This window comes from Nocardioides sp. BE266, from assembly GCF_031457855.1.
Classification (GTDB): Bacteria; Actinomycetota; Actinomycetes; order Propionibacteriales; family Nocardioidaceae; genus Nocardioides.
This window is the reverse complement of sequence record NZ_JAURTI010000002.1, coordinates 186944-210417: the sequence shown is the minus strand read 5'-3', so window position 1 is coordinate 210417 and position 23474 is coordinate 186944. Positions and strand designations below refer to the sequence as shown.

Below are 23474 nucleotides of genomic sequence, written 5' to 3'. Positions count from 1 at the left end.
GCTTCGAAGCGGCCCCTGTGGAGAAGTGGTCGCGCCTCTCGAGCGACCGGACGACACTCACTGGCCATGGACGCCGTGGATGCACTGACCCGCCTCGGCGGCATCGGGTCCACGGCCGACATCCTCCTGCTGACCACGCGCAAGCGCCTGCGCCGTGCCGTCGAGGCGCGACACGTGGTGCACGTGTCGCGCGGCCGCTACTCCCTGCCGACGGCCGACCAGGCTCGGGCGGTCGCGCTCGAGGTGGGAGGTCACCTGCGGCTGCTCTCGGCGGCCGCGCACCTGGGGTGGGAGACCCAGTGGCCGGCGCGCTACCCGCAGGTCGTCGCGCGGGCGAAGCCCGAGCACCCGGTCGACGGCGAGCTGGTCTGCGACACCCTGCCCCGCAACGACCTCGACGGGTGGTCGACCTCGCATCTGCGCACGGTGCTCGACTGCGCCGCCGAGCTCCCCTTCAGCGAGGCGCTCGCGGTCGCCGACTCGGCCCTGCGGCACGGCGACCTCACCCACGACGACCTGATGGCCAGCCTGCGCCCGGACACCCCGGCGCACGTGCGGAAGGTCCTCGAGCACGCCACGCACCTCGCGGCCAACCCGTTCGAGTCGGCGCTCCGGGCGATCCTGGTCGACGCCGGCATCGACGTCGTACCTCAGTGGGAGACGACCGTCTCCGGCGTGACCTACCACCCGGACCTGGCCGACCCGTTCCACGCGCTGGCGATCGAGGCCGACTCCTGGGCCTTCCACGCGGGAAGGCCCGAGCACGACGCCGACTGCCTGCGCTACAACGCGCTCGTCGTCGCCGGCTGGACGGTCCTGCGGTTCACGTGGGAGCAGGTGATGTTCGCACCCGACGTGGTGGTGCGGACCGTGCGCGCTGCGCTAGCCCTGCCGGTCGCGGCCTGAGGGGCCGGTCCTGGGACGCGGCAGGCCGGGTGCGCGGCGTGTCGCGAGTGGCGTACGGCGTGTCGCCGGGGAGGGCTGCGGAAAGTGGCCCTCAGGCCAGGCCGAGGAGCTCCCGGCAGCCGGCCGGGGTCATCGGCGCGCGCTGGGCGATCCGGCCGAGGTCGACGGCGCGGGAGACGAGCTGGGTGTTGGACTCGACCGGCACGCCGCGGCTGATGGTGAGCACGTCCTCCATGCCGACGCGCAGGTGCCCGCCCATCGAGAGCGAGGCCATCGCGACCGACAGCGTGGAGCGGCCGATGCCGGTGGCCGACCACGAGGTGACCTCGGGCGGCAGCGCGGCGACCCCGGCGACCAGCGCCGGTGCGGTGCCCGGCATGCCGCCGGGGACGCCCATCACGAAGTCGACGTGGACCTTGCCGCCGGCAGGGGTGCCGTACTCCCGGATCAGCCGGCCCAGGGCGTGCACCTGGCCGAGGTCGAAGAGCTCGAACTCGGGAGCCACACCACGCGAGAGCGCCAGCTGGTAGAGGTCCTTCACGAAGGGCCAGGGGTTGAGGAAGACGTCGTCGCCGAAGTTGGTCGTGCCCATGGTCAGCGAGCACGAGTCGGGCTCGGCGTCGAGGACCTGGAGGCGCTTGTCGAGCGGGTCGTGCACCGACCCGCCGGTCGAGAGCTGGACGACGAGCGACGACGACTCGCGCACGGCCGCGACCCACTCGCGCAGCAGCGACTGGTCGAGCGTCGGCGCGTGCTCGCCGTCGCGGACGTGGATGTGGATCATCGCGGCGCCGGCGGCCTCGCACTCGGCGGCGGTGCGGCCGATCTCCTCCGGGGTGGTGGGGAGCTGCGGGCAGTCGGCCTTGGCGGTCTCGGCTCCGGTGGGAGCGACCGTGATCAGCAACGCATCAGACATGGCGGCATCCTTGCACCATGCGTGCGGTCATCCAGCGGGTCCTCTCCGCCAGCGTCCGGGTCGACGGCGAGGTGGTCGGCGAGCTCGACCGCCCCGGGCTCCTGGTCTACCTCGGCGTCACCCACGACGACGGGACCGCGGAGGTCGCGTGGACGGCCCGCAAGATCTGGGACCTGCGGCTGATGCGCGAGGAGCAGAGCGCCAGCGACGTGGGTGCGCCGGTGCTGGTCGTCAGCCAGTTCACGTTGTACGGCGACGCCCGCAAGGGCCGCCGCCCCACGTGGCAGGCCGCCGCGCCCGGTCCCGTGAGCGAGCCGTTGTACGACGCCGTGTGCGCCGAGCTCGAGCGGCTCGGCGCACAGGTGGCGCGCGGGCGCTTCGGCGCCGACATGCGGGTGGAGTCGGTCAACGACGGACCGATCACCCTCGTCCTCGACACCCCAGCTCCCCAGGTGGTCGAGTAGCCCGCGAGGAACGAGCGGGCGTATCGAGACCTAGGACTTTGGTCCGGTCTCCCACACTCGCGCCCAGTCGACCTCCATGTGCTCGGGCAGCTCGCCGTTGAAGCGCGGCAGCTCGTAGTCGGAGGACAGCAGGCTGAGGATCAGGAACTCCGGGCGCCCGGAGGTCTCCTCCTCGATGCGGTGGGTGACCTGGCCGTCGATGCGGAAGACGTACTCCTCGGGCGTCCACTCCACGGAGAACACGTGGTACTTCTTCGACCAGTCGTCGCCGTACTGGTCGAGGTCGGGCACCCAGCCGCCGACGGTCCGCTTCTTGCCGGCCTTGTCGAGGTAGTAGGTGAAGCTCGTCAGGCCGCCCTGGGGGTGGTTGTCGCCGAAGTACTCCATGACGTCGATCTCGGCGCCGCCCTTCTTGGCGCCGCCCTTGTGCTGGCCGCCGACGGCCTGCATCCAGAAGGCGGAGTGCTGGCCACGGGCCGACTGGGTCCTGATCCGCGCCGCGGCGAAGCCGTAGGTATAGCTGTAGAGGCCCTCGGTGCCGACGTGACCGTTGACGCGGTAGGCCACCTGCTTGCGGCGGCCGGGGAGCTGGCAGTCCTGACCCTCCTTCTCGGGGTCCTCGTCGACGCTGAGCTGGAGCACGCCGTCCTGGACGGAGGCTGCACTCGCGTCGGCGCGCGAGCACGTGCGGAGGCCGATGTTGCCCTGCTCGCGGGTGCGCCAGACGCCGCCCTTCTTCAGGTCGACGGTGTCGGCCTCGAAGTCGTCGGTGAAGGTGGGCTGGGGGGCGTCGGCGGTGGAGACCTTGGTGCCGATCGCGTCGTCGTCGTCGCCCACGATGACCTGCAGCTCGCCGGGCGTGGTGCTGGTCAGCGCGACGTGGCCCTTGTCGTCCGTCTCCTCCTCGGAGACGGCCGCCCACCCGCCGTCACCGGTTCTGGCGTAGAGGGTGACGGCGGTGCCTTCATCCTCGTCGGCGACCGTGGCGTCGACCACCCACGCGGCCGAGTCGGCCAGCTGCGTGTCCTCGCCCGTGGCCGCCAGCTGGGGCAGGACCTGCACCTTCAGCCGGTCGCTCGTGGAGTACGACGGCGGGCCGTCGTCGCCGGACGACGAGCAGGCTGCCGTGACGAAGGCCACGGCCAGCAACCCGCAGAGCAGGCGCCTGGGGCGTGAGGAGCGGGGGGCGAGTCGGAGGTTGCGGCTCATTCGCCCGAGTCTTGCCGACCACACCCGGCGACGCGAATTCACCGGGGCGACGCCCGTCGCTACGATGATGGCTGCTGTCCCTAGAGAGGTCCTTGCTACGCCATGACCAACACCCACGTCGACTACCAGCTGAGTCAGCTCGACCAGCTCGAGGCGGAGTCGATCCACATCTTCCGTGAGGTCGCCGCCGAGTTCGAGAAGCCGGTCCTGATGTTCTCCGGCGGCAAGGACTCGATCGTCATGCTCCGCCTCGCGGAGAAGGCGTTCTACCCGGCGAAGATCCCGTTCCCGATCATGCAGGTCGACACCGGACTGGACTTCCCCGAGGTCATGGAGACCCGCGACCGCTGGGTCGACCGCCTCGGCGTGCGCCTGGTCGTCGCGTCGATCGACGAGGCGATCGCCAACGGCGTCCTCGTCGACGACGGCAAGACCAGCCGCAACCGCATGCAGACCGCGACCCTGCTCAACGCGATCGAGGAGAACGGCTTCACCGCCGCCTTCGGTGGCGGACGCCGCGACGAGGAGAAGGCCCGCGCCAAGGAGCGCGTCTACTCCCACCGCGACGAGTTCGGCCAGTGGGACCCGAAGATGCAGCGCCCCGAGCTGTGGAGCCTCTACAACGGCCGCCTGCACGCCGGCGAGCACATGCGCATCTTCCCGATCTCGAACTGGACCGAGCTCGACATCTGGGACTACATCGGCCGCGAGGGCATCGAGATCCCCTCGATCTACTTCAGCCACCAGCGCCGCGTCTTCGAGCGCGACGGCATGCTGATGACCGAGACGCCGCTCAACCCGATGCGCCCCGGCGAGACCGCCGAGGAGCGCACCGTGCGCTTCCGCACGTGTGGCGACATCACGCTGACCGGCTGCGTGGAGTCCACCGCCAGCACCATTGACGAGATCATCGACGAGGTCGCGGCCGCCCGGGTCACCGAGCGCGGTGCGACCCGCGGTGACGACCGATTCTCCGAGGCGGCCATGGAAGACCGCAAGAAGGAAGGCTACTTCTGATGGGCGCCACCGATGGCCAGATGGACCTGCTCCGATTCGCGACCGCCGGCTCGGTCGACGACGGCAAGTCGACCCTGATCGGCCGCCTGCTCTACGACAGCAAGTCGATCTTCGCCGACCAGCTCGAGGCAGTGGAGAAGACCTCCACCGACAAGGGCCACGAGTACGTCGACCTGTCGCTGCTCACCGACGGCCTGCGCTCCGAGCGCGAGCAGGGCATCACGATCGACGTCGCCTACCGCTACTTCGCCACGCCCACCCGCAAGTTCATCATCGCGGACACCCCGGGCCACGTGCAGTACACCCGCAACATGGTCACCGGCGCCTCGACCGCCGACCTCGGCCTGGTGCTCGTCGACGCCCGCCAGGGCCTCACCGAGCAGTCGCGCCGCCACGCGGTGCTGCTGTCGCTGCTGCGCGTCCCGCACCTGGTGCTCTGCATCAACAAGATGGACCTCGTCGACTGGTCCGAGGAGACCTACGAGCGGATCCACGCGGAGTTCACCCAGTTCGCGACCAAGCTCAACATCCCCGACCTCGAGGTCATCCCGATCTCGGCGCTCAAGGGCGACAACGTCGTGGACCGCTCGGAGAACACGCCGTGGTACGCCGGCCCGACGCTGATGCACCACCTCGAGCACGTGCACGTCGCCTCCGACCGCGACCTCGTCGACACCCGCTTCCCGGTGCAGTACGTCGTACGTCCCAAGTCGGACGAGCACCACGACTACCGCGGCTACGCCGGCCAGATCGCCGGCGGCGTGCTGAAGAAGGGCGACGAGGTCATCGTGCTGCCCAGCGGCATGACCTCGAAGATCGAGGCGATCGACCTCTTCGACCGTGAGGTCGACGAGGCGTTCCCGCCGATGTCGGTCACGGTGCGCCTCGAGGACGACGTCGACGTCTCGCGAGGCGACATGATCGCCCGCGTCAAGAACGCTCCGAAGCCCAGCCAGGACATCGACGCGATGGTCTGCTGGATGACCAACGAGCCGCTGCGTCCGCGCCAGAAGCTCGCCATCAAGCACACCACCCGCACGGGTCGCGCGATGGTCAAGGACATCCAGTACCGCCTCGACGTGAACTCGCTGCACCGCGACCAGGACGCCGGCGAGCTCGGCCTCAACGAGATCGGCCGCGTCCAGCTGCGCACCACCGTGCCGCTGCTGTGCGACCCGTACTCGAAGAACCGCACCACGGGCTCGTTCATCCTGATCGACGAGGCCACCGGCGTCACCGTCGGCGCGGGCATGATCAACAGCGGCAGCTGACGCGCGCCGCACGCAAGAGGCCCCGACCGGACACGGTCGGGGCCTCTTCGGCACTCAGGGACGCGCTCAGCGCTGTGACGCGACCATGATCGGCCTGGACGTCACGCGAACCGTGGTGCGGCCGCCGCGGTCGTCCACCGCCCCGTTCTGGTTCTCGACCCGCACGGTCGAGCGAGGCGTCGTGATCGTGGCCTTGCCACGACGCTTCCAGTAGATCGTGCGGACCTCGCCGCCCTTCTTGGCGGTGCAGCGCCAGAGTCCCTTCCTCGTGGTGCAGCCCTTGAAGTTGGTCCTGTTCAGCCACGACCGCACGACGGCGTACGACTTGCCCGGCCCGAGCGCGCGCCCGGTGCTGTCGGCCATGTTGATCGCCATCGTCGAGTTGCTGAACCACCCCAGCCAGTAGGTGCGCTGCATCCGGGCCGCAGCGCTCAGCACGTAGGTCCGGATGACGTACGAGCGCTGCTTGGCGACGGGGTACCTGGTCGTCGTGGTTGCGCCACCACCGGGGACCCCGTAGTTGATCTCGTTGTTCCAGATCGGCTTGCGGACGCCGATGCTGGCCAGCGATCGCCGGATGTCTTTCATGATCGCGTAGGAGTCCTCGGGAGTGCCCCTCTGCTCCGGGAAGGGATCGATCGCGATCGCGTCGATGTAGCGGTGGACCCGCACGCCACCGATGCGCTGCTGGAAGTACTCGAGCGTCCACCTGCGCTGGCTGGCGAGCCGCAGGGCGACCGCAGGGGAGACCACCTTTGCCTTCCGGCCGGCGGCCTTCCGGATCGCCTTGCTGGCGATCGCCGTGAGCTGAGCCATCTGGCGCGGCGTGCCCTTCCAGTTCTGGACGATGTTGGGCTCCGGCCAGATCTGGTAGTCGAGCCTCGTGCCGTACCTCGTGGCGAGCTTGGTGACGTACCGCTTCCAGGCGGCGGTATCAGGCATGAAGTCGTCGTACTCCGCCGAGCCGGGCCGGGTGGAGTGGAAGCGCGGCGTCTGTCCCAGCAGGACCATCGGCTGGGCGCCGATGCTCTCGGCGGCCGCGACCTGCTGGTCGAGCCGGCTCCAGTCGTAGTGGCCTTGCCGTGTCTCGACGTTCTGCCAGTACAGGAGCGAGGTCGTGAAGTTCGCGGCCCCGACCTGGGCGCCCGGCGCCGTGGTCCAGTCGCTGTCGTGCATGCCCCAGAACTCCGGCTTGATCTTCTGGGCGTGGGCGGGCGCGACGGCACCCCCCAGCGGCAGAGTCAGGGCCACGGCCAGTGGCAGCCAGGTGACAAGACGGAGCGGACGCCAGGACGAGGACATCGGGGACAAGTCGCAGACTTTCGACGTGAGCGGTTGGTTCAATGCAGACAAGGCCATCGACGTTAGCAGCGCGGTCTCCCAGGCTCGAGGTCAGGCGGCGCGACGGGCAGCGCTCGACGGGGCCATCGGAGATCCGCGTCCAGCGGACAGCCGACAGAGCGGACGCGGATTCCTGCTTGGGTTCGCGCGTCGTTACCATGGTGCCTGCTGTCCCGACGAGGGGCCCTCGCCCACGCCAGCCGCAGACCCAGTCTGACGACCGGCTGCGAACGGCCGCTCGACGAGGTCACCTGACGGCTCGCAGGGGGTTGCGGTGACCACCCGCACGATCCGCCTCGGCTGCTGCTCCTCGCGGCTCCGCGCGCGGGGTGGGCTGGACCGCAGCGCCGTCCACACACGAAGAAGGCTGTCCAACACTCATGTCCTTGGCACTCGGTAACCAAGTCATCGGCGTCATCGGTCTCGGCTATGTCGGGCTACCGCTGGCCGTCTCGTTCGCCAGGCACTTCGATGTCGTGGGCTTCGACATCAACCCGACTCGCGTCGAGGAGCTCAGCGCGGGGCACGACCGGACGCTCGAGGTCGACGAGGAACAGCTCCAGGCGGCGAAGCGCCTCACGCCCACCACCGACGTCGAGGTCCTCCGCGACGTCGAGGTCTACATCGTCACCACCCCGACGCCCATCGACGAGCACAAGCAGCCCGACCTCGGCCCGGTGCTCGCTGCGACCCGGACCGTGGCGATGACGCTCAAGCGCGGCGATGTCGTGATCTACGAGTCGACCGTCTACCCGGGCGCGACCGAGGAGAACTGCGTCCCGCTCCTGGAGGAAATCTCCGGACTGAAGTTCAACGCGGACTTCTTCGTGGGTTACTCCCCCGAGCGCATCAACCCGGGCGACAAGGAGCACCGCTTCGAGACCATCGTCAAGGTGACCTCGGGGTCCACACCGGACGCCGCGAAGTTCGTGGACGCGCTCTACAACACCGTCGTCGAGGCTGGCACCCACCTGGCGCCGTCGATCAAGGTCGCCGAGGCGGCCAAGGTCATCGAGAACATCCAGCGCGACATCAACATCGCCCTGGTCAACGAGCTGGCGCTGGTGTTCAGCCGCCTCGGCATCGACACCCTCGACGTGCTCGAGGCCGCGGGCACGAAGTGGAACTTCCTCCCGTTTCGGCCGGGTCTCGTGGGCGGTCACTGCATCGGCGTCGACCCCTACTACCTGACCCACAAGGCCCAGGCGGTCGGCTACCACCCCGAGGTGATCCTCGCCGGTCGCCGGCTGAACGACTCCATGGGTGAGTACGTCGCGGCACAGCTCCTGCGCGCGATGATCGCCAACGGGATCGACCTACGCGACGCCCGCGTCCTGGTGATGGGGCTGACGTTCAAGGAGAACACTCCCGATCTGCGCAACACGCGCGTCGTCGACATCGTCTCGGAGCTCGGCACCTACGGGATGCGGGTCGATGTCCACGACCCCTGGGTCGATGTCGACGAGGCACGCCACGAGTACGACATCGAGGTCGTCACGCCGGAGGTGGACACCTACGACGCTGTCATCCTGGCCGTCGGTCACGACGAGTTCCGTGCCCTCGGCTCTGACGGTGTGCGGGCGTACGGCAAGCGGGGCGGACACGTCCTCTACGACCTCAAGTCACTGCTGCCCAAGGGCGCAGCCGACCTTCGACTATGAGACTGGAATCCTGATGCGCATCCTCATCACTGGTGGCGCCGGCTTCATCGGCTCCAACCTCTCGCGGCTCGCTCTCTCTCACGGCCACGAGGTTGTCGTGCTCGACGACCTGTCCACCGGGTTCCGCGACAACCTGGACGGGCTCGACGTCGACTTCATCGAGGGCAGCATCCTCGACCCCTCCGCGTTGGAACGCGCAGTCGAGGGAGTGGACAGCGTCGTTCACCTGGCCGCGCTCGGCTCGGTGCCACGCAGCATCGCCGATCCGGTCCGCAGCCACGAGGTGAACTCCACCGGCACCCTTCGGGTCCTCGAGGCGGCCAGGGCCGCTGGCGTCGGACACGCCGTCTGCGCGTCGTCGAGCAGCGTCTACGGACTGAACCCGGCCCTCCCGAAGAGCGAGCGCGAGTGGGTTCGCCCCATGAGCCCCTACGCCGTCAGCAAGTTGTCGACAGAGCAGTACACACTCGCCTACCAGCAGTCGTACGGCATGGACACGCTCGCCTTCAGGTTCTTCAACGTCTACGGCCCCCGGCAGCGCGCCGGCCACGTCTATGCAGCCGTGATCCCCACGTTCCTGGACGCACTGCTGCGAGATGAGCCGCTGTGGATCAACGGAGACGGCAGCAACTCCCGCGACTTCACCTTCGTCGGCACTGTGTGCTCGGTCCTGCTCGACGCCGTCGAGCGCAAGGTCTCCCATCCCGAGCCGGTCAACCTCGCCTTCGGCACGAACACCTCACTCCTGCAGTTGACGCGCCACATCGAGGAGGTGGCCGGGTCGACGGCCGACGTGCGTCACCGCGATCCACGCCCCGGCGACGTTCCGCACTCGCAGGCTGACAATGCCTCACTTCGAGCGCTGTTCCCCGACGTGACCGCAGTCGAGCTCGAGAAGGGCCTGCAGGACACGCTTCAGTGGTTCCGTGATGTCTCGTAGGATTTGGCGACGTGGCGCGGCCGACACGCTGCCGAAGGTCGTCCTGATCTCGCCTCTGCCCCCACCGCTCGGCGGCATAGCTCGCTGGACACGCACGATGGTGGATATGCCCGCGGAGCGGATCGGGGTCGAGCTGCTCGTCGTCGACTCGTCCCACAGGCAACAGCGGACAGATGAGACCAGCACTGTCCACAGAGTGGCCAGCGGGCTGCGGCAGCTGCTGATCGTCCTCCACGGGCTTCTCGCCCGCTTCATGACGTCCGGCAGGCCATCGTGCGTGCACGTTAACAGCTCTGGAAGTCTCGGCCTGGTCCGCGATCTCATCGCCCTGACCGTCTGTAGGGGACTCCGAGTGCGGACCGTCCTGCACCTCCGTTTCGGTCGCACGCCGGAGATCCTGTCGAACGGTTCGGGCGAGGGGAGGCTGCTCCGTCGGGCTGTCAGGACCGCCTCGGTGACATTGAGCATCGACGAACCGACGCACCGTGCCGTCTCGAACCTCGTCGGGTCCACCCGGGCGCAGATCCTGCCGAACTTCATCGAGACGGAGCGCTACGAGGCCAACCTTGAGAGGGACTCCCGCGTCGCACTCTTCGTGGGCTCCGTCGGAGCGTCCAAGGGCATCGACGAACTGGTCTCGGCCTGGACCGACCTGGCGCCGAGCGGCTGGCATCTGCGACTCGTCGGCCCTCCCGCTGCCACCTACGCGTCCCCCGCCTGGCTGGGAACGCTCGACGCGTCAATCGAGCTAGTGGGACCGCGAAGCCATGACGAGGTCATCGCGGAAATGACGCAGGCAGCTTTCCTCGTTCTTCCCAGCCACACGGAAGGCTTTCCAAACGTCATCCTCGAAGCTATGGCCACCGGAACACCTGTCGTCGCGACATCCGTGGGCGCGATCCCCGCGATGTTGCGCGACGGCGCGGGGATCGTCGTGCCGCCGAAGGACGTGCCAGCGCTCGTCGCGGCCCTCGAGGTTGTCACGTCGGCCCCAGAGATTCGCTCGTCGATGGCGGCCACCGCCCTTCGCAGAGTCAGGGAGACCTACTCCCTGGACGTCGTCGTCGACGCCTATCGACGCCTGTGGTTGTCCGAGTAGTGCTGACCGTGAGGACCACACCGGGATGGTAGAGGTGACGACGAGCAGATTCACGCGAGAGCAGCAGATCGTCCGCGGCATCATGACCGCTGCCGTGAGCCGGGGTTCTGCGGCGATCGCGCCTTTTGCGTTGATCTACGTGCTGCTGCCGGCGATGGGAGAGCAGACGTTCGGCGCTTGGCTGACCGTCACCTCGCTCACGGGCATGCTCGTGTGGGCCGACCTCGGTCTGGGCAACGGGCTCATGACGCAGCTCTCGCGGTCGCTCGGTATCGGCGATCGAACCCAGGCCCAGCGAGAGATCTCGACGGCGTACCTCTTGGTGTCGATCGCCGGGCTGATGATGTTACTCGCGCTTTCCGTGACGCTTCACGTTCTCTCGTGGGCATCCATCGTCGGTCTCTCGGACTCCATGTCCCAGGAGGCGAGGACGCTCGCGATGGTGTCCATCGGAATGTTCGCGTGCAACGTGCCACTCTCACTGATCCAGCGCGTTCAGTACGCCGCTGAGCAGGTCTCGCGGAGCAACCTCATCACCGCGCTCGGCCCGTGGACGTCGCTGGCGTGTGCGGCCATTGCTGCGGCTGTCGGCGCCCCCCTGTGGTTGCTCGTGCTCGCTGCCGCGTCAGGACCACCCGTGGCGAACATCGTCGCGAGCGCGACTTTCTTCCGTGCCAACCCTCATCTGCGACCCACATGGGGCGGGATCAAACGAGATCAGGCAGGGCCGCTCCTTCGCCTCGGCGGCGCGTTCTTGGTCATCACCACGATGGCGGCCGTGGCGTACAACCTCGACAACCTCGTGATCGCTCAGGTCAGGGGCGCATCGGCGGTCACCGAGTTCGGGGTCTCAGCGCGTCTGTTGACAGCTCTCGGCCTAATCGTCACCGTTGTGAACCAGCCCCTCTGGCCGATGAACGCTCGTGCGCTCGCCGCTCACGACTACCCCTGGGTCCGTCGAACCACGGCACGCATGGTCAAGCTGTCGAGTGCGACCGTTCTGCTGGCGTCCGTCGCCGTGATCGCACTGACGCAAGTCCTGCTCGACGTCCTGACTCACGGCGTGCAGACAGCGAACTACACGCTCTTGCTGGCGCTCGCGTCATGGTGGCTCGTCGTGTCAGCCACATCGCCCCTTTCGATGGTGCAGAACGCTGCCGGTCATATGCGTCCACAAATGCTGGGCTGGACCGCCTTCCTGCTGGTGTCGGCGCCGGGCAAGGTCGTCGCAGCCGAGCAGCTGGGGATCGAGTGGGTGCCGCTTGTCGGCACTGTCGCCTACCTCGTGACGGTTCTGCCTGCCCTGCTGGCCGGCTACCGATCGTCTGTCACGCCTAGCACTTCGTCGGAGTAGGAACGGCCGTCCGCCAGCGCGAGGACGTCGACGCGCGAGAAGAAGGCGATGGCGGACCACAGCACGATCGACTCGAACCAGAAGCCGGTCAGGATCACCGGAAGGCTCACCACCAAGAACGCGCCGACGGCCCGAATCACCCGCGTGTCGGCAGTCGACATTGGCTCGCGCAGCGCAAGTATCCACACGCTCGCGAACGCCACGATTCCCAAGCTCCCCAGGCCCGCGGCCACGTCGAGGACGACAGCGTGGGCGTTGATCCCCATCGTGTTGCCAGGCGCGGAGGGGAGCGAGCCAGCGCCCCCACCGAGCAGCCAGTTGTCTTCGAACACGTGCCGGGCCAGTGGCCACACGCCTAGACGACCGTTCAGGTCCCCCGTCTCTCGGGTGCTGCCTGTCGCGGACCTGCGCAGCAGGGCGTCGCTCCACCCCAAGGCGATGGCAGCGTTTGAGATCACGAAAACGACGATCAGCGCCCACCAGACCAGGCGCGGCAGGAACCGTGAGGCGACGAGCCAGACGACCAGTCCCACAAGGGACAGCATCGCCCCACGAGCCCCGGTGAGGACGACTCCCAGGTAGACGACCGCTAGGAATGCACCGGCCGCGGCGAGGCGGTAGTAGTCCGAGCGGTTGCGTCGGAAGACGACGAGGGCAGACATCACGGCCGCTGCGGTCACCAGCGAGTACGCCGTGAAGTTGACGTTGACCCCGTTTACGCCGACGCGATCCGCGGTGGCCTGAACGGCCAGACGGAACCCTGAGGCGTTGTGAGCCGCCGCGAGGACGGCGATCGTCGCACCGGCGATCATTCCGGAGCCGACGATGACGACGTCGCGTCTCCGTCGACACACGGCTCGAACGGACATGAACACGACCACGCTGGTCGCCAGGTTGACGCTAGTGGTGACGGTGAGTGCGGTGGAGCTCGTCCACAGCAATGACGTGAAGGCGAGACCTGTCAGTCCGATCGCGGCAAAATCGGCCGGCGCCGGCCTGAACGTCCGAAGGGACGTCAGTAGCACCAGCAGGCACAACAGCGCACCTTCGCGCCACGCCAAGTTGGGCGCGACGAAACTCAACGCGGCCACACCCGCTACCGCCAGGCTTCGTGCGTCCCAGCGGAGCACCTCGTTGCCCATCATCTGCCGGATCCCGACCCGGCTGGCGTTCGGCATCAAAGCGGCACCTGTCGACGCGGAAGCATCGCGTCCGACTCGATCATGATCCTCAGCGTCTCCAACCTCTCCGACGAAGGCAGTCCGTACATCTGGGTCTCGTGCGAGATCGCCTCGTCGAGCGTGAACCTGTGGCCCACCACGCGCGCCGGGTTGCCGGCCACGATGGCGTAGTCGGGCACCGACTTGGACACGACCGCTCCTCCTGCGACGACGGAGCCTGTCCCGACGTCGACGCCTCGCAGGATGACCGCCCGGGTGCCGATCCACACATCGTTGCCGATCGAGACTCCCAGGTCCTCGTCACCGCGCTTCCAGATGACGTCGATCATCGGGGTACCTACGACGGAGATGTTGTGGCCCCCGCCGAAGATCGACACGTCGGGCCCGAACATGACGTTGTCCCCGATAATGATGCGCGACTGCGCCGCGATGAGGGTGGGACGGTGACCGAGGTTGACGTTGTACCCGACCGAGACGTTGCCGTAGGAGTACGTACCGGAGGGGTCGAAGAAGAACCTCGAGCCGTGGCGGGCGAATCGAGGGCGGTGAGGGATCATTCGCGCCCGTCGCGACGCACGCGCCAGTAGCGACGGCCCCCTCCAGAAGGCCTCAGCCCATCTCATGCACGCCCCCGTGACGACATCTCGCCGAGCCAGCTGTCCAGATGCGCAGCGTGCGCCCGGAAGTCGAAGTTTTCCTCGGCGGTCACGCGAGCGCGACCCGACATGTCCGCGATGTCCGCCTCCGACAGCGAACGCGCAGTGTCCAAGGCCACCATGGCGGATTCGAGGGTGCTGTCTGCCATCACGAGCGAGTTCCGGCCGGTCTTGAGGTACGACCCTAGGTCTGAGGTGAGGTTGGCGATCGGCGGTGTGCCTGCGGCAAGCGCCTCGACCAGCTTTGTGGGGAAACCCGCGTGGGCGAACCGCTTGTCCGGTCGAGCCAAGGGTGCCCAGGTCGCGCTTGTGACGAGCGCCAGGCTGTCCTCCGACGACAGACGACCCACTGTCCGGACCGAGTCGGGGATGGACGTGACCCCGGGAAGCCTCAGCAGGTCATCCTCGCTCGGGCCGGCGACCACCAGTTCGAACGACCTTCCGTCGGGATCGACGGCTGACAGCGCCGCGATGAACACGCCCAGGTCGTCCTTCCGGCCGGGAGTGCCGCAGTAGGCCAAGCGCTGCAGGGCACCGCGGCCCGCCTCCCACGCGATCGCCTGCACGTCGAGGAGGGGAGGGATCACCACCACCGAGGCGCTGCTCTGCCTGGAGACGAAGGAGGCGAGGAACTGCGAGATTGCGATGACTCCGTCGCACGCAAGCAGCGAACGACGCATCATCAGCTCGTTGTCGATGGCGAACGGGCCCCATCGGCCACCGGGGAGGTGCGAGCGGTCGTACCACTCGACGGCATCGGCGGCCACGAGGCACCCGACTCGCCGCGCCCACGACTGGATCCTGCCCATGTAGAGGGCGCCGCCGCCGTAGATGATGACGAGATCCGGACGGACCCGACCGAGCTCGGCGACCGTCTCCGTGCCCAGACGCACCCGCCGCGCCACCTTGTCCTTGGCGTCGGCGCCGTCGGGGATCACCTCGACCCTTCGGAACGTCACCGTCCCGGCGCTCTCTGCGGGCAGGTCGATCGCCGGGGCAAGGACGGTGACCTCGACGTCTGGTCGGGCAGCACGGATTGACCTCACCAACCCGAGGACTCTCTGCCGGATGGCTCCGGTCACCGGGTGGGGAACGGCGTAGGCGATCTTCACCCTGACGTCACCCGGTGCCCCGGATGCCGGCCCACGCCGCGTGCCGTGACGCCGTAGAGGCGATGAACCGCACCACCCTGTTGCTCGTGTCGCCGATCTCGTACCCCGCGGGTATCGACGAGGAGATCGCACCGTCCTCCATGGCGATCCGGACCGCCCGCTCGACGTCGTCGACGTCGAGGCCCGTCATGATGATCGAACCTGTGTCGAGCGCTTCCGGCCGCTCGATCGAGTCCCGGAGGGTGATGGCGGGGAAGCCGAGGATCGACGACTCCTCGGAGATCGTGCCGGAGTCGGAGAGGACGCAGGCCGCCTCGAGCTGGAGCTTGTTGTAGTCGTGGAAGCCGAAGGGCTCCAGCCAGCGGATGTCGCCCTCGACCTCGTGGCCCAGGGCCTCCATTCGCTTGCGGGTGCGCGGGTGCGTGCTGACCACGACGGGCAGGCCCCACTCCGCGGCGACCCGCTCCAGGCAGGCGATGAGCATCTGGAGCCGCTCGGGAGAGTCGACGTTCTCCTCCCGGTGCGCGCTGACCAGGAAGTAGCCACCCGACTCGAGCTCGAGCTCGTCCAGGACGGCGGAGGCCTCGATCTGGTCGCGGAAGTGCTCGAGCACCTCCCGCATCGGCGAGCCCGTCACCAGCACACGACGCGGGTGCAGGCCCTCGGCGAGGAGGTTGCGACGGGCGTGCTCGGTGTAGGCGAGGTTGAAGTCGGCGACGTGGTCGACGAGCCGGCGATTCGTCTCCTCGGGCACGTTCTCGTCGAAGCAGCGATTGCCGGCCTCCATGTGGTAGGTCGGGATCCGCATCCGCTTCGCCATCACGGTCGCGATGCACGAGTTGGTGTCGCCCAGGACCAAGAGCGCGTCCGGACGCTCCTCGACGAGCACCTTCTCCGTGCCGACCAGCACGCCGCCCAGCACCGCTCCGAGGCTGCTCGTGTCGACGCCGAGGTAGTGATCGGGGGCGCGCAGTCCGAGGTCGTCGAAGAACACCTGGTTGAGGGAGTGGTCGTAGTTCTGACCGGTGTGCACGAGCACGTGCTCGATGCCGCTCGTGGCGTCGAGACGGTCGATCACCCGGGCGAGCCGGATGATCTCCGGACGCGTGCCGACGACGGTCATGACCTTCATGCGTGCGCCTCCTGGGCGATGGTCTCGGGGAACTGGTCAGGATTCTGCTGGTCGAGCAGCTGGTCGGCCCAGAACACGGTCAGCAGATCGTCCTCACCCACGTTGCGGATGTTGTGCACCCACAGCGTCGGCATGTCGACGAAGACGGGCCGTTCGCCGCTCACCCGCAGGGTCACGACTTCGTCGTGCAGCAGCCGGCGCAGCTGGATCTCGGCCTCGCCCTTGACCACCACGAAGCGCTCGATCTTGTGCAGGTGGTAGTGCTCGCCACGCTTCTGGCCGGGCTTGGTCGTGGAGGCGTAGGACATGCCTGTCCCGCCGTGCGACCGCACCGTCTCGAACAGGTCTCCGCGGTTGTCGGAGTGCACCTGGGGAGCCACCGCGGGCGCGTCGGCGAAGGCCGCCGCCCGGTAGGTGTTGAACAGGTTGAGCCGCATCGCGGTGGACACGTCGGGAATCTCTCCCCGACCGCCGTAGAGCTCGTGGAACTCCTCGAACGCCTCGAGCACCGAACTGATACGGATCGCTTCGCCTGCCACTCGGGTGCGTACGTCCTGTCCCGTCGCCGCGATCAGTGCCGCAGCGGCGTCCTGGGCGTGCAGCAGCTCGATCTCCCGGTCGCCCGTCACGCTGGGCGTTCGCCCCGCAGCGACCTCGTGGGCGAACGTGGCCACGAAGGAGTTGTAGCCGGGGCGCCCGTGCTCTCCGAACAGGTTGGGCAGCAGCAGGTCGGCGAAGTGCCCGCCCGTGTCTGCACACGCAGCGGAGAGGACGCCCGCTGCCGCTGCCTTGCCCCGGCCGTAGGCGTTGTCGAGCTCGGCCTGGACCGAGTTGGCGTAGACGACGTCGATGGGCCGGCCGGACGCTCGTAACGCAACCGCCAGCGACTCGGCAGCGCTCACGTTGCCGGACTCCACCTCGGCGTCCGTGGCGGCTCGGTTGACTCCCGCGATGTGGATCACCGTGTCGGCACGGTCGAGCGCGGCGGCGAGCACGTCCGGGTCAGCGAGCTCCTGCCGGCCGAGCCGGACGGGCTCGATCCCGTGGAGCGCGCGGAGCCGGCACGCGGTGTGCCAGCCCAGGAAGCCGAAGCCTCCCGTGATCGCGACCTGCTTCACATCATGTCCTTCCATCGTCGCCGATCCATCGGAGCCGACCAGCCGGCCGCGGTCAACCAGCCTGCGACCTGCCCCTGACCGAACCACAACATCTCGAGCCGCCGCGCCACGCCCGCCGCCGGGGGAACCAGCGCGCCCACGACGGTGAGGAGCCGCACGAGGAGGCGTGCGAGCCAGGTCCAGAGGTGGTGCGGCTCGCGCCCACCCAGGTCTCGCACCAGTCCAGCGACGGTCAACCCCTCCCACGGCTGGAGCACGACCTCGGGCGGCGACTCCTGCACCAGCACGACATGGGCCACTGCGTCGGCGACGTTCTCGACCAGCACCTGCGGGGTCGGTCCGTCTCCCCACCCGGCCACCGACGCGAGCGGAGACGAGACGACACGGTGCAGGCTGCGCGTGACCGCTCGGTCAGCTCCGTGGACCGACGTGGGACGGAAGCACACCGTCCCCGCACGCTGTCCCACGAGCTGCTCTCCCAGCGCTTTCGAGGACGAGTAGGGGCTGAACGGCGCGCGTTCCGTCGTCTCGTCGAGCGGGTCCCTGCGTCCCTGGACCGCGGCGGAGCTCACGTGCACGAGCCGGACACCGGCCGGTGCTGCATCGGCCACGACTGCCGGCAGGAGCGCATTGGCCCCGAAGAGGTCGTCGCCTGCTCCGGTGGCGTGGGCGAGGCCGGCGGCGTTGACCACTGCCCTGGCGTCGGCCAGCTCCCCTCGGAGACGCTCGATCTCCGCCGTCACGTCAGCACGCGAGAGCTCGGCCTGCAGGTCGGACGCCGTCCGCGCGCCGGTGTCGAGGCGAGGGGCGCGAACGGGCAACACGTCGACTCCTCGCTGGGTCAGCGCAGAGACCACGTGCGATCCCACGAAGCCACTGGCTCCGAGCACCGCGACGGGGCCTGTCGTCGGTCGGGGGCTCATCGCTTCCTCCGTGCCGCACTCACCAGCAGCTGCTCGAGGCGCTCGGTGCCGGCGGCCGCTGAGTAGTCCCGGACGTAGGCCGTCCTGCCGGCAGCACCCATCTGCCGGCGCGCGGCGAGGCTGAGGTCGGCCATCGCGACGAATCCTTCCGCCAGCGAGGCGTCGTCCTCGGGTGCCACCACGATGCCGCAGCCCGCACGGGTGACGACGTCGGCGGCCTCTCCCGCGACCGCGCACACGATCGGGCTCCCGCACGCCATGGCCGCCTGGACCTTGCTCGGGATCGTGCCACGGAAGAGTGGCAGATCCTTGAGGGAGACGAGCTGGGCCGCGGCCTCGGCCATGAGCCCGGGCATCGCGGACATCGGACGCGCTCCGAGGAACAGCACCCGGTCGGAGACTCCCAGGTCGGCCGACAGCCGTTCGAGACGCGCCCGCGCCACGCCGTCGCCCACGAACGCCAGCCCGATGTCCGGACGAGCGGAGAGCCGCGCCACGGCCATCACGGCGTGGTCGAGCGCCTGCACGTCGCCCATCCCACCGGCGTACATGATCCACGTGCGGTCCTCCGGCAGCTCCCGCGACGTGGCGTGCGCTGCTGGCGCGAAGATCTCCTCGTCGACCCAGTTGGGGATCGACACGGGAGGGACCACGACTCCGCGCCCCGCGAGCGTCCTGGCCATGGTCGGGCTGAGCGCGGCCGTTCCAGCGGCGCGCCGGTAGAGCCCGCGCAGGCCGATGTTGATGGCGGTCTCGGCGGCCCGGTTGAGCCGCTCTCCGGGCAGGAAGCCGCTCGCCGTGATCGTCTCGGGCCAGAGGTCCTGGACGTAGAGCACGTAGGGCACTCCGCTGACCCGGTCCAGGGCCCAGGCGGCGAGCCCGACCGTGGCGGGCGAGAGGTAGGTGAGCACGACGTCCGCGCCGCGCAGCCAGCCGACCTGCGCGGTCGCCGACGCGGCGAACGACGTCAGGGTGAGCCCCCGCCGAAGTGCGTTCTGGTCGTGGCTGGGCAGGTCGGGGACCCGCAGCAGCTCGATGCCGTCGCGCAGCTCGTGGGCCCGGGGCCGCATCCGGTAGCCGTCGTACACCTTGCCCTGCGGGTAGCTGGGGAAGCCCGTCAGCACCCGGAGCTGGTGCCCGCGCGCCTGCAGCCCGCGGGCGATCGCCGTGGGGTGCGCAGCCGAACCGGTCTCCGGCTCGTACCACTGGCTGATCATCCCGATCCTCACGCCACGACCTCCGGTCGCGTGAAGCGGGGCAGCAGGAGGTAGCCCACCAGCGCGAGGGCGACCACGGGCAAAGACACCTCGAGCGGGGCGAACGCGGCGGCACAGCACACCAGGGCGCTGACGCCCGCGCACATCAGGGCCGAGGCCGTGTGCGTCCAACCGAGGTCGACCAGCTGCTGGTAGACGTGCTCACGGTGCGCCTGCATCAGCGGACGCCGTCCGCGAGCGCGCTTGAGCAGCACCCAGCCGGTGTCTGCCAGGTAGACGACCAGTGGCGCGACGCACAGCAGCGCCGGCACACCACCCGCCCAGGCCCACACAGCTCCCGCGACGACCAGGAAGCCGATGCCGTAGCTGCCGACGTCTCCGAGGAAGACCCGCGCGCGTGGGGTGTTCCACGGCGCGAAGCCGAGCATCGCCCCCGCCACGCTCGCCCCGAGCACGAGCAGGCCGTCGAGGTCGTACTGGACGGCGACCCAGCACCACCACGCGCCTGCCACGACGGCGGTGAGCGCGGAGATGCCGTTGATGCCGTCCATGAAGTTGAAGGCGTTGACGTAGCCGGCGACGCCGACCACGACGACCAGCGCGAAGAGGGCCACCGCGTGGGCAGGTGAGGTGGCCGACCAGGTCCAGACCGCGACCACCACGCCGGCGAGGAGCTGGAGCACGAGCCGAACAGCCCCCGGCAGCGAGGCACGGTCATCGACCAGACCCACTCCGGCCAGCCCGAGCGCGACCACCAGCGGTGCCCACAGCACGTCATCGCCGGCCAGGGAGGCAGCGGCGGTCGCGATCGCGACGGCAGCCATCACGGCCAACCCGCCCCCGCGCGGCACAGGCGCGGTGTGGGAGGACCGCTCATTGGGTACGTCGAGGAGCTGGGCGCGTCGTAGCACCGGCACGAGCAGGCCGGTCAACGCCAGGCCGGCCGCCAGTGCCACCGAGAAGGCGACCATCACACTCCGGCGGCGATCTGCTGACGGAACCGAGGCAGCGTGTCCAGGAGCTGGACGACGCCGTCGACGTCCAGCCGCTCGGTGTTGTGCGAGTGGTAGTCGTCGAGCTCCGACTCGCGGCTGTCGCCCTCGTCGAAGTACTCGCCGTAGTTGAGGTCGCGGGCGTCGACTGCGACGCGGAAGTAGTCGCCCTGGTCGGTGGCGCGGGCGAGCTCCTCGCGCGTGGCCAGCGTCTCGTAGAGCTTCTCCCCGTGCCGGGTGCCGATCACCTGGAGGTCGGGCTCGACGCCCATCGCCTTCCCGACGGCCCTCGCGAGGTCCTCGATGGTCGAGGCAGGCGCCTTCCGGATGAACAGGTCACCAGGCTCCGCGTGCGCGAAAGCGTGCTCGACGAGGAGGACGGCCTCCTCGAGCGACATCAGGAACCGGGTCATGCGGGGGTCGGTGACCGTCACCGCACGACCCGACCTGATCTGCTCCACGAACAGCGGGATCACCGAGCCCCGGGACATCATCACGTTGCCGTAGCGCACCGTCGAGACGACCGTGTGCGCAGTGGGGTTGTTGCGCGCGAAGGCCTGGGCGACCTTCTCCATCATGGCCTTGGACATGCCCATCGCGTTGACGGGGTAGGCCGCCTTGTCGGTGCCGAGGCACACGACCGAGCGCACGTCGTTCTTGTTGCTGGCCTCGATGACGTTGGCGCTGCCCAGCACGTTGGTGCGCACCGCCTCCAGGGGGAAGAACTCGCAGCTGGGGACCTGCTTGAGCGCGGCCGCGTGGAAGACGTGGTCGACCCCGCGCGTGGCGCGGTCCACGCTGTCGTAGTCCCGGACGTCGCCGATGTAGAAGCGCACCCGGTCGTCCGCGAGCTCGAGACGCATGTCGTGCTGCTTGAGCTCGTCGCGGCTGAGCACGCGGACCTCACCCACCCCGGAGTCGAGGAGCCGGCGCACCATCGTGTGACCGAACGAACCGGTGCCACCAGTCACGAGCACGGTGGACTGGGGATCGACGGGGGTCGACACGGGGATCTCGCTTTCAGGATGAGGGGGGATGGATCGCTCAGCGATGGGTGGCGGCCGGGTCGGGCAAGTGCACCCAGTCCTCGAACGCTTCCAGCACGTCGGAGTGCGGCGCCTCGAGGTCGAACGAGTGCACGACGTTAGTCGAGAGCGGGCTCACCACCGAATGCGAGACGAGCGGGTGCTTGGACCGCTCGTCGCTCTCGGCGCCCCCGAAGAGGATCTCGTGGAGCTTCTCGCCCTCACGCAGACCGGTGTAGACGATGTCGACGTTCTTGCCGGACATCGCGATCAGCTGGCGGGCGACGTCGACGATCTTCACCGGCTCGCCCATGTCGAGGATCATCACCTCACCGTCCTCGCCGATGGCGCCCGCCTGGACGACCAGCTGGACGGCCTCCTCGACGGTCATGAAGTAGCGGGTCACCTCAGGGTGCACGACGGTCACCGGCCCGCCGGAGGCGATCTGCGAGGTGAAGGTGTGCAGCACGGAGCCGCGCGAGCCCAGTACGTTGCCGAAGCGGACGCTGATGTAGGCGCCTTCGGACTCCTGCGCGACGGCAGCCGTCAGCCGCTCGGCCACGCGCTTGGAGTAGCCCAGCACGCTCGTCGGGTCGGCTGCCTTGTCGGTCGAGATGTTGACGAAGGTCGTCACGCCCACGTCACGAGCGGCGCGCAGCACGTTGGAGGTGCCGAGCACGTTGGTCTTCATCGCCTCGTGGGGATACTGCTCGAGCATCGGGAGGTGCTTGAGCGCAGCGGCGTGGAAGACGACCTCCGGGCGACGGTCCTGGAAGATCTGTCGCAGCGCGGTCGCGTCGCGGATGTCGTTGAGCACGACATCGGGGCTGTCGAGGAGGGCGCGGCCGTGGATGGAGAGCTGCACGGCGTGGAGCGCGGACTCGTCGCGGTCGAGCATGATCAGCTCGGCAGGCCCGTAGCGGTGCAGCTGGCGGCACAGCTCGGACCCGATCGACCCACCCGCTCCCGTGACGAGCACGCGCTTGCCGGTGACGTAGCCCGCGATGGCCGCGACGTCGGTCTCGACCGCGGCTCGGCGGAGGATGTCGGTCATGTTGACGTCGCGGACGTCGCGGACGTCCGCATGGGAGGCGAATGACTCCGCGAAGGGGGGCAGCACCTTGATCGTGATGCCCAGGTCTGCTGCACGGTCGACCAAGGGCTTGATCGTCTCCTTGCTCGCGCTCGGGATGGCGACCACGACGGCGGTGGCGCCGGTCGAGGCCACGACCCGCTCGAGGTCATCAACCGTGCCCAGCACGGGCACGCCGAAGTGGCGCCGGTTGCGCATCCACGGGTCGTCGTCGAGGAACCCGACGGGCAGGAGCCCGGAGTCTGGGTGCGACCGCATCGAGTGCACGAGCCGGGCCCCGCTGCCTCCGGCGCCGACGATCACCGCCCGGCTGCCCGCCGCAGAGGTCATGGGAGCCAGCCGCATCGTGAGCCGGCGCCAGAGCGCGCGGGTGGTCAGCATCATGAAGATGCCGAGGAAGGTGCCCGTCATGGGCACGCTGCGGGCGACCCACTGGGGATCGACCGAGGCGTTGGCGACGAAGACCAGGATGCCCGCGACCGTGGTCGAGCAGCTCAGGAGGATGGTCTCCTCGTTGGTCGCGACCCCGACCCGGCCGAGGTAGAGCCGACCGACCAGGCCGACGCCCCACTGGAGCGTGACCGCTGCGCATGCCACCAGCATTCCGTCGCGGAGGATGGCGCCGGTCACGACGTCGTAGCGGACGACGATCGTGACGAGGTAGGCAGCCAGGAGGGCGACCGCGTCGAAGGCCATCAGCACAGCCGTGCGGCGACCCCGCACCACGGACTGGACTATCGAGTTGACCGGTCGCCTGTCCGGCTGGGTGGAGCCGGGCAGGGGCTGACGATCCCTGTCATGGTCGACCTGCGACATGCATTTTCCCCTGGTTGACGGTGCGGCGCCG

The 23474-nt window shown here is 68.9% G+C and carries 21 protein-coding genes; 8 read left to right on the top strand and 13 right to left on the bottom strand.

All coding sequences use genetic code 11. From position 1 onward, the window contains the following. Positions 1–66 precede the first annotated feature (66 nt). A complete protein-coding gene (locus J2X46_RS05350) occupies positions 67–906 on the top strand; it encodes a DUF559 domain-containing protein (RefSeq protein WP_310247803.1) in 840 nt (279 codons plus the stop codon). Positions 907–997: 91 nt separating this feature from the next. Here the strand turns inward: J2X46_RS05350 and J2X46_RS05345 are convergent, their stop codons facing one another. Next, positions 998–1822 (bottom strand): 3-keto-5-aminohexanoate cleavage protein, encoded by an 825-nt coding sequence (locus J2X46_RS05345; RefSeq protein WP_310247800.1) that lies wholly within the window; start codon positions 1820–1822, stop codon positions 998–1000. A 17-nt stretch (positions 1823–1839) separates the two neighbouring features. Between J2X46_RS05345 and dtd the strand changes: the two genes are divergently transcribed. Then, entirely contained in the window at positions 1840–2286 is a 447-nt protein-coding gene (dtd, locus tag J2X46_RS05340; RefSeq protein ID WP_310247798.1) for a D-aminoacyl-tRNA deacylase, read from the top strand. 30 nt (positions 2287–2316) lie between these two features. Here the strand turns inward: dtd and J2X46_RS05335 are convergent, their stop codons facing one another. Continuing rightward, positions 2317–3495 carry a glycoside hydrolase family 16 protein gene (locus J2X46_RS05335; RefSeq protein ID WP_310247795.1) on the bottom strand — a complete coding sequence of 393 codons (1179 nt, stop codon included), beginning with the start codon at positions 3493–3495 and terminating at the stop codon, positions 2317–2319. A gap of 102 nt (positions 3496–3597) precedes the next feature. On the opposite strand from J2X46_RS05335, the gene cysD reads away from it, so the two are divergent. Both cysD and J2X46_RS05325 read left to right on the top strand, forming a co-directional pair. Continuing rightward, the gene (gene cysD, locus J2X46_RS05330) at positions 3598–4512 is read left to right on the top strand and encodes a sulfate adenylyltransferase subunit CysD (RefSeq protein ID WP_310247793.1); all 915 of its coding nucleotides are present in this window, start codon (positions 3598–3600) and stop codon (positions 4510–4512) included. Beyond that, positions 4512–5783, top strand: a complete 1272-nt coding sequence (locus J2X46_RS05325; protein ID WP_310247791.1) for a GTP-binding protein — start codon at positions 4512–4514, stop codon at positions 5781–5783. The genes cysD and J2X46_RS05325 overlap by 1 nt, the downstream gene beginning before the upstream one ends. A 66-nt stretch (positions 5784–5849) precedes the next feature. Here J2X46_RS05325 and J2X46_RS05320 read toward each other — a convergent pair whose 3' ends face one another. Further along, positions 5850–7094, bottom strand: a complete 1245-nt coding sequence (locus J2X46_RS05320) for a hypothetical protein (RefSeq protein WP_310247789.1) — start codon at positions 7092–7094, stop codon at positions 5850–5852. 410 nt (positions 7095–7504) lie between these two features. Between J2X46_RS05320 and tviB the strand changes: the two genes are divergently transcribed. From tviB to J2X46_RS05300, 4 genes are all read left to right on the top strand, one after another. Further along, complete coding sequence (gene tviB, locus J2X46_RS05315; protein WP_310247787.1) at positions 7505–8785, top strand: Vi polysaccharide biosynthesis UDP-N-acetylglucosamine C-6 dehydrogenase TviB; 1281 nt, start codon at positions 7505–7507, stop codon at positions 8783–8785. A gap of 13 nt (positions 8786–8798) precedes the next feature. Next, positions 8799–9725, top strand: a complete 927-nt coding sequence (locus J2X46_RS05310; RefSeq protein ID WP_310247786.1) for an NAD-dependent epimerase/dehydratase family protein — start codon at positions 8799–8801, stop codon at positions 9723–9725. A 106-nt stretch (positions 9726–9831) separates the two neighbouring features. Then, positions 9832–10824 carry a glycosyltransferase family 4 protein gene (locus tag J2X46_RS05305; protein ID WP_310247784.1) on the top strand — a complete coding sequence of 331 codons (993 nt, stop codon included), beginning with the start codon at positions 9832–9834 and terminating at the stop codon, positions 10822–10824. 34 nt (positions 10825–10858) lie between these two features. Beyond that, complete coding sequence (locus tag J2X46_RS05300; RefSeq protein ID WP_310247782.1) at positions 10859–12178, top strand: hypothetical protein; 1320 nt, start codon at positions 10859–10861, stop codon at positions 12176–12178. Here the strand turns inward: J2X46_RS05300 and J2X46_RS05295 are convergent. The 10 genes from J2X46_RS05295 to J2X46_RS05250 all read right to left on the bottom strand — a co-directional run bounded on the left by J2X46_RS05295 (position 12139) and on the right by J2X46_RS05250 (position 23353). Further along, positions 12139–13356 (bottom strand): O-antigen ligase family protein, encoded by a 1218-nt coding sequence (locus J2X46_RS05295; RefSeq protein WP_310247780.1) that lies wholly within the window; start codon positions 13354–13356, stop codon positions 12139–12141. The two genes, J2X46_RS05300 and J2X46_RS05295, sit on opposite strands and share 40 nt — an antisense overlap. Beyond that, positions 13356–13916, bottom strand: a complete 561-nt coding sequence (locus J2X46_RS05290) for an acyltransferase (protein WP_310247776.1) — start codon at positions 13914–13916, stop codon at positions 13356–13358. The genes J2X46_RS05295 and J2X46_RS05290 overlap by 1 nt, the downstream gene beginning before the upstream one ends. 62 nt (positions 13917–13978) lie before the next feature. Next, positions 13979–15127: a glycosyltransferase gene (locus tag J2X46_RS05285; RefSeq protein ID WP_310247773.1), complete on the bottom strand. Its 1149-nt coding sequence runs from the start codon at positions 15125–15127 to the stop codon at positions 13979–13981. Between the two features lie 7 nt (positions 15128–15134). After that, positions 15135–16259, bottom strand: a complete 1125-nt coding sequence (wecB, locus tag J2X46_RS05280; RefSeq protein ID WP_310247770.1) for a non-hydrolyzing UDP-N-acetylglucosamine 2-epimerase — start codon at positions 16257–16259, stop codon at positions 15135–15137. Then, a complete protein-coding gene (locus J2X46_RS05275) occupies positions 16256–17392 on the bottom strand; it encodes an NAD-dependent epimerase/dehydratase family protein (RefSeq protein ID WP_310247767.1) in 1137 nt (378 codons plus the stop codon). Before J2X46_RS05275 ends, wecB begins: the two co-directional genes overlap by 4 nt. Then, a complete protein-coding gene (locus J2X46_RS05270) occupies positions 17374–18300 on the bottom strand; it encodes an NAD-dependent epimerase/dehydratase family protein (RefSeq protein WP_310247766.1) in 927 nt (308 codons plus the stop codon). The genes J2X46_RS05275 and J2X46_RS05270 overlap by 19 nt, the downstream gene beginning before the upstream one ends. Beyond that, the gene (locus tag J2X46_RS05265; protein ID WP_310247764.1) at positions 18297–19517 is read right to left on the bottom strand and encodes a glycosyltransferase family 4 protein; all 1221 of its coding nucleotides are present in this window, start codon (positions 19515–19517) and stop codon (positions 18297–18299) included. Before J2X46_RS05265 ends, J2X46_RS05270 begins: the two co-directional genes overlap by 4 nt. 8 nt (positions 19518–19525) lie before the next feature. Then, positions 19526–20488 (bottom strand): hypothetical protein, encoded by a 963-nt coding sequence (locus tag J2X46_RS05260; protein ID WP_310247761.1) that lies wholly within the window; start codon positions 20486–20488, stop codon positions 19526–19528. After that, complete coding sequence (locus tag J2X46_RS05255) at positions 20488–21516, bottom strand: polysaccharide biosynthesis protein (protein ID WP_310247759.1); 1029 nt, start codon at positions 21514–21516, stop codon at positions 20488–20490. Before J2X46_RS05255 ends, J2X46_RS05260 begins: the two co-directional genes overlap by 1 nt. 37 nt (positions 21517–21553) lie before the next feature. Then, a complete protein-coding gene (locus J2X46_RS05250) occupies positions 21554–23353 on the bottom strand; it encodes a nucleoside-diphosphate sugar epimerase/dehydratase (protein WP_310247757.1) in 1800 nt (599 codons plus the stop codon). Between the last annotated feature and the right edge of the window lie 121 nt (positions 23354–23474).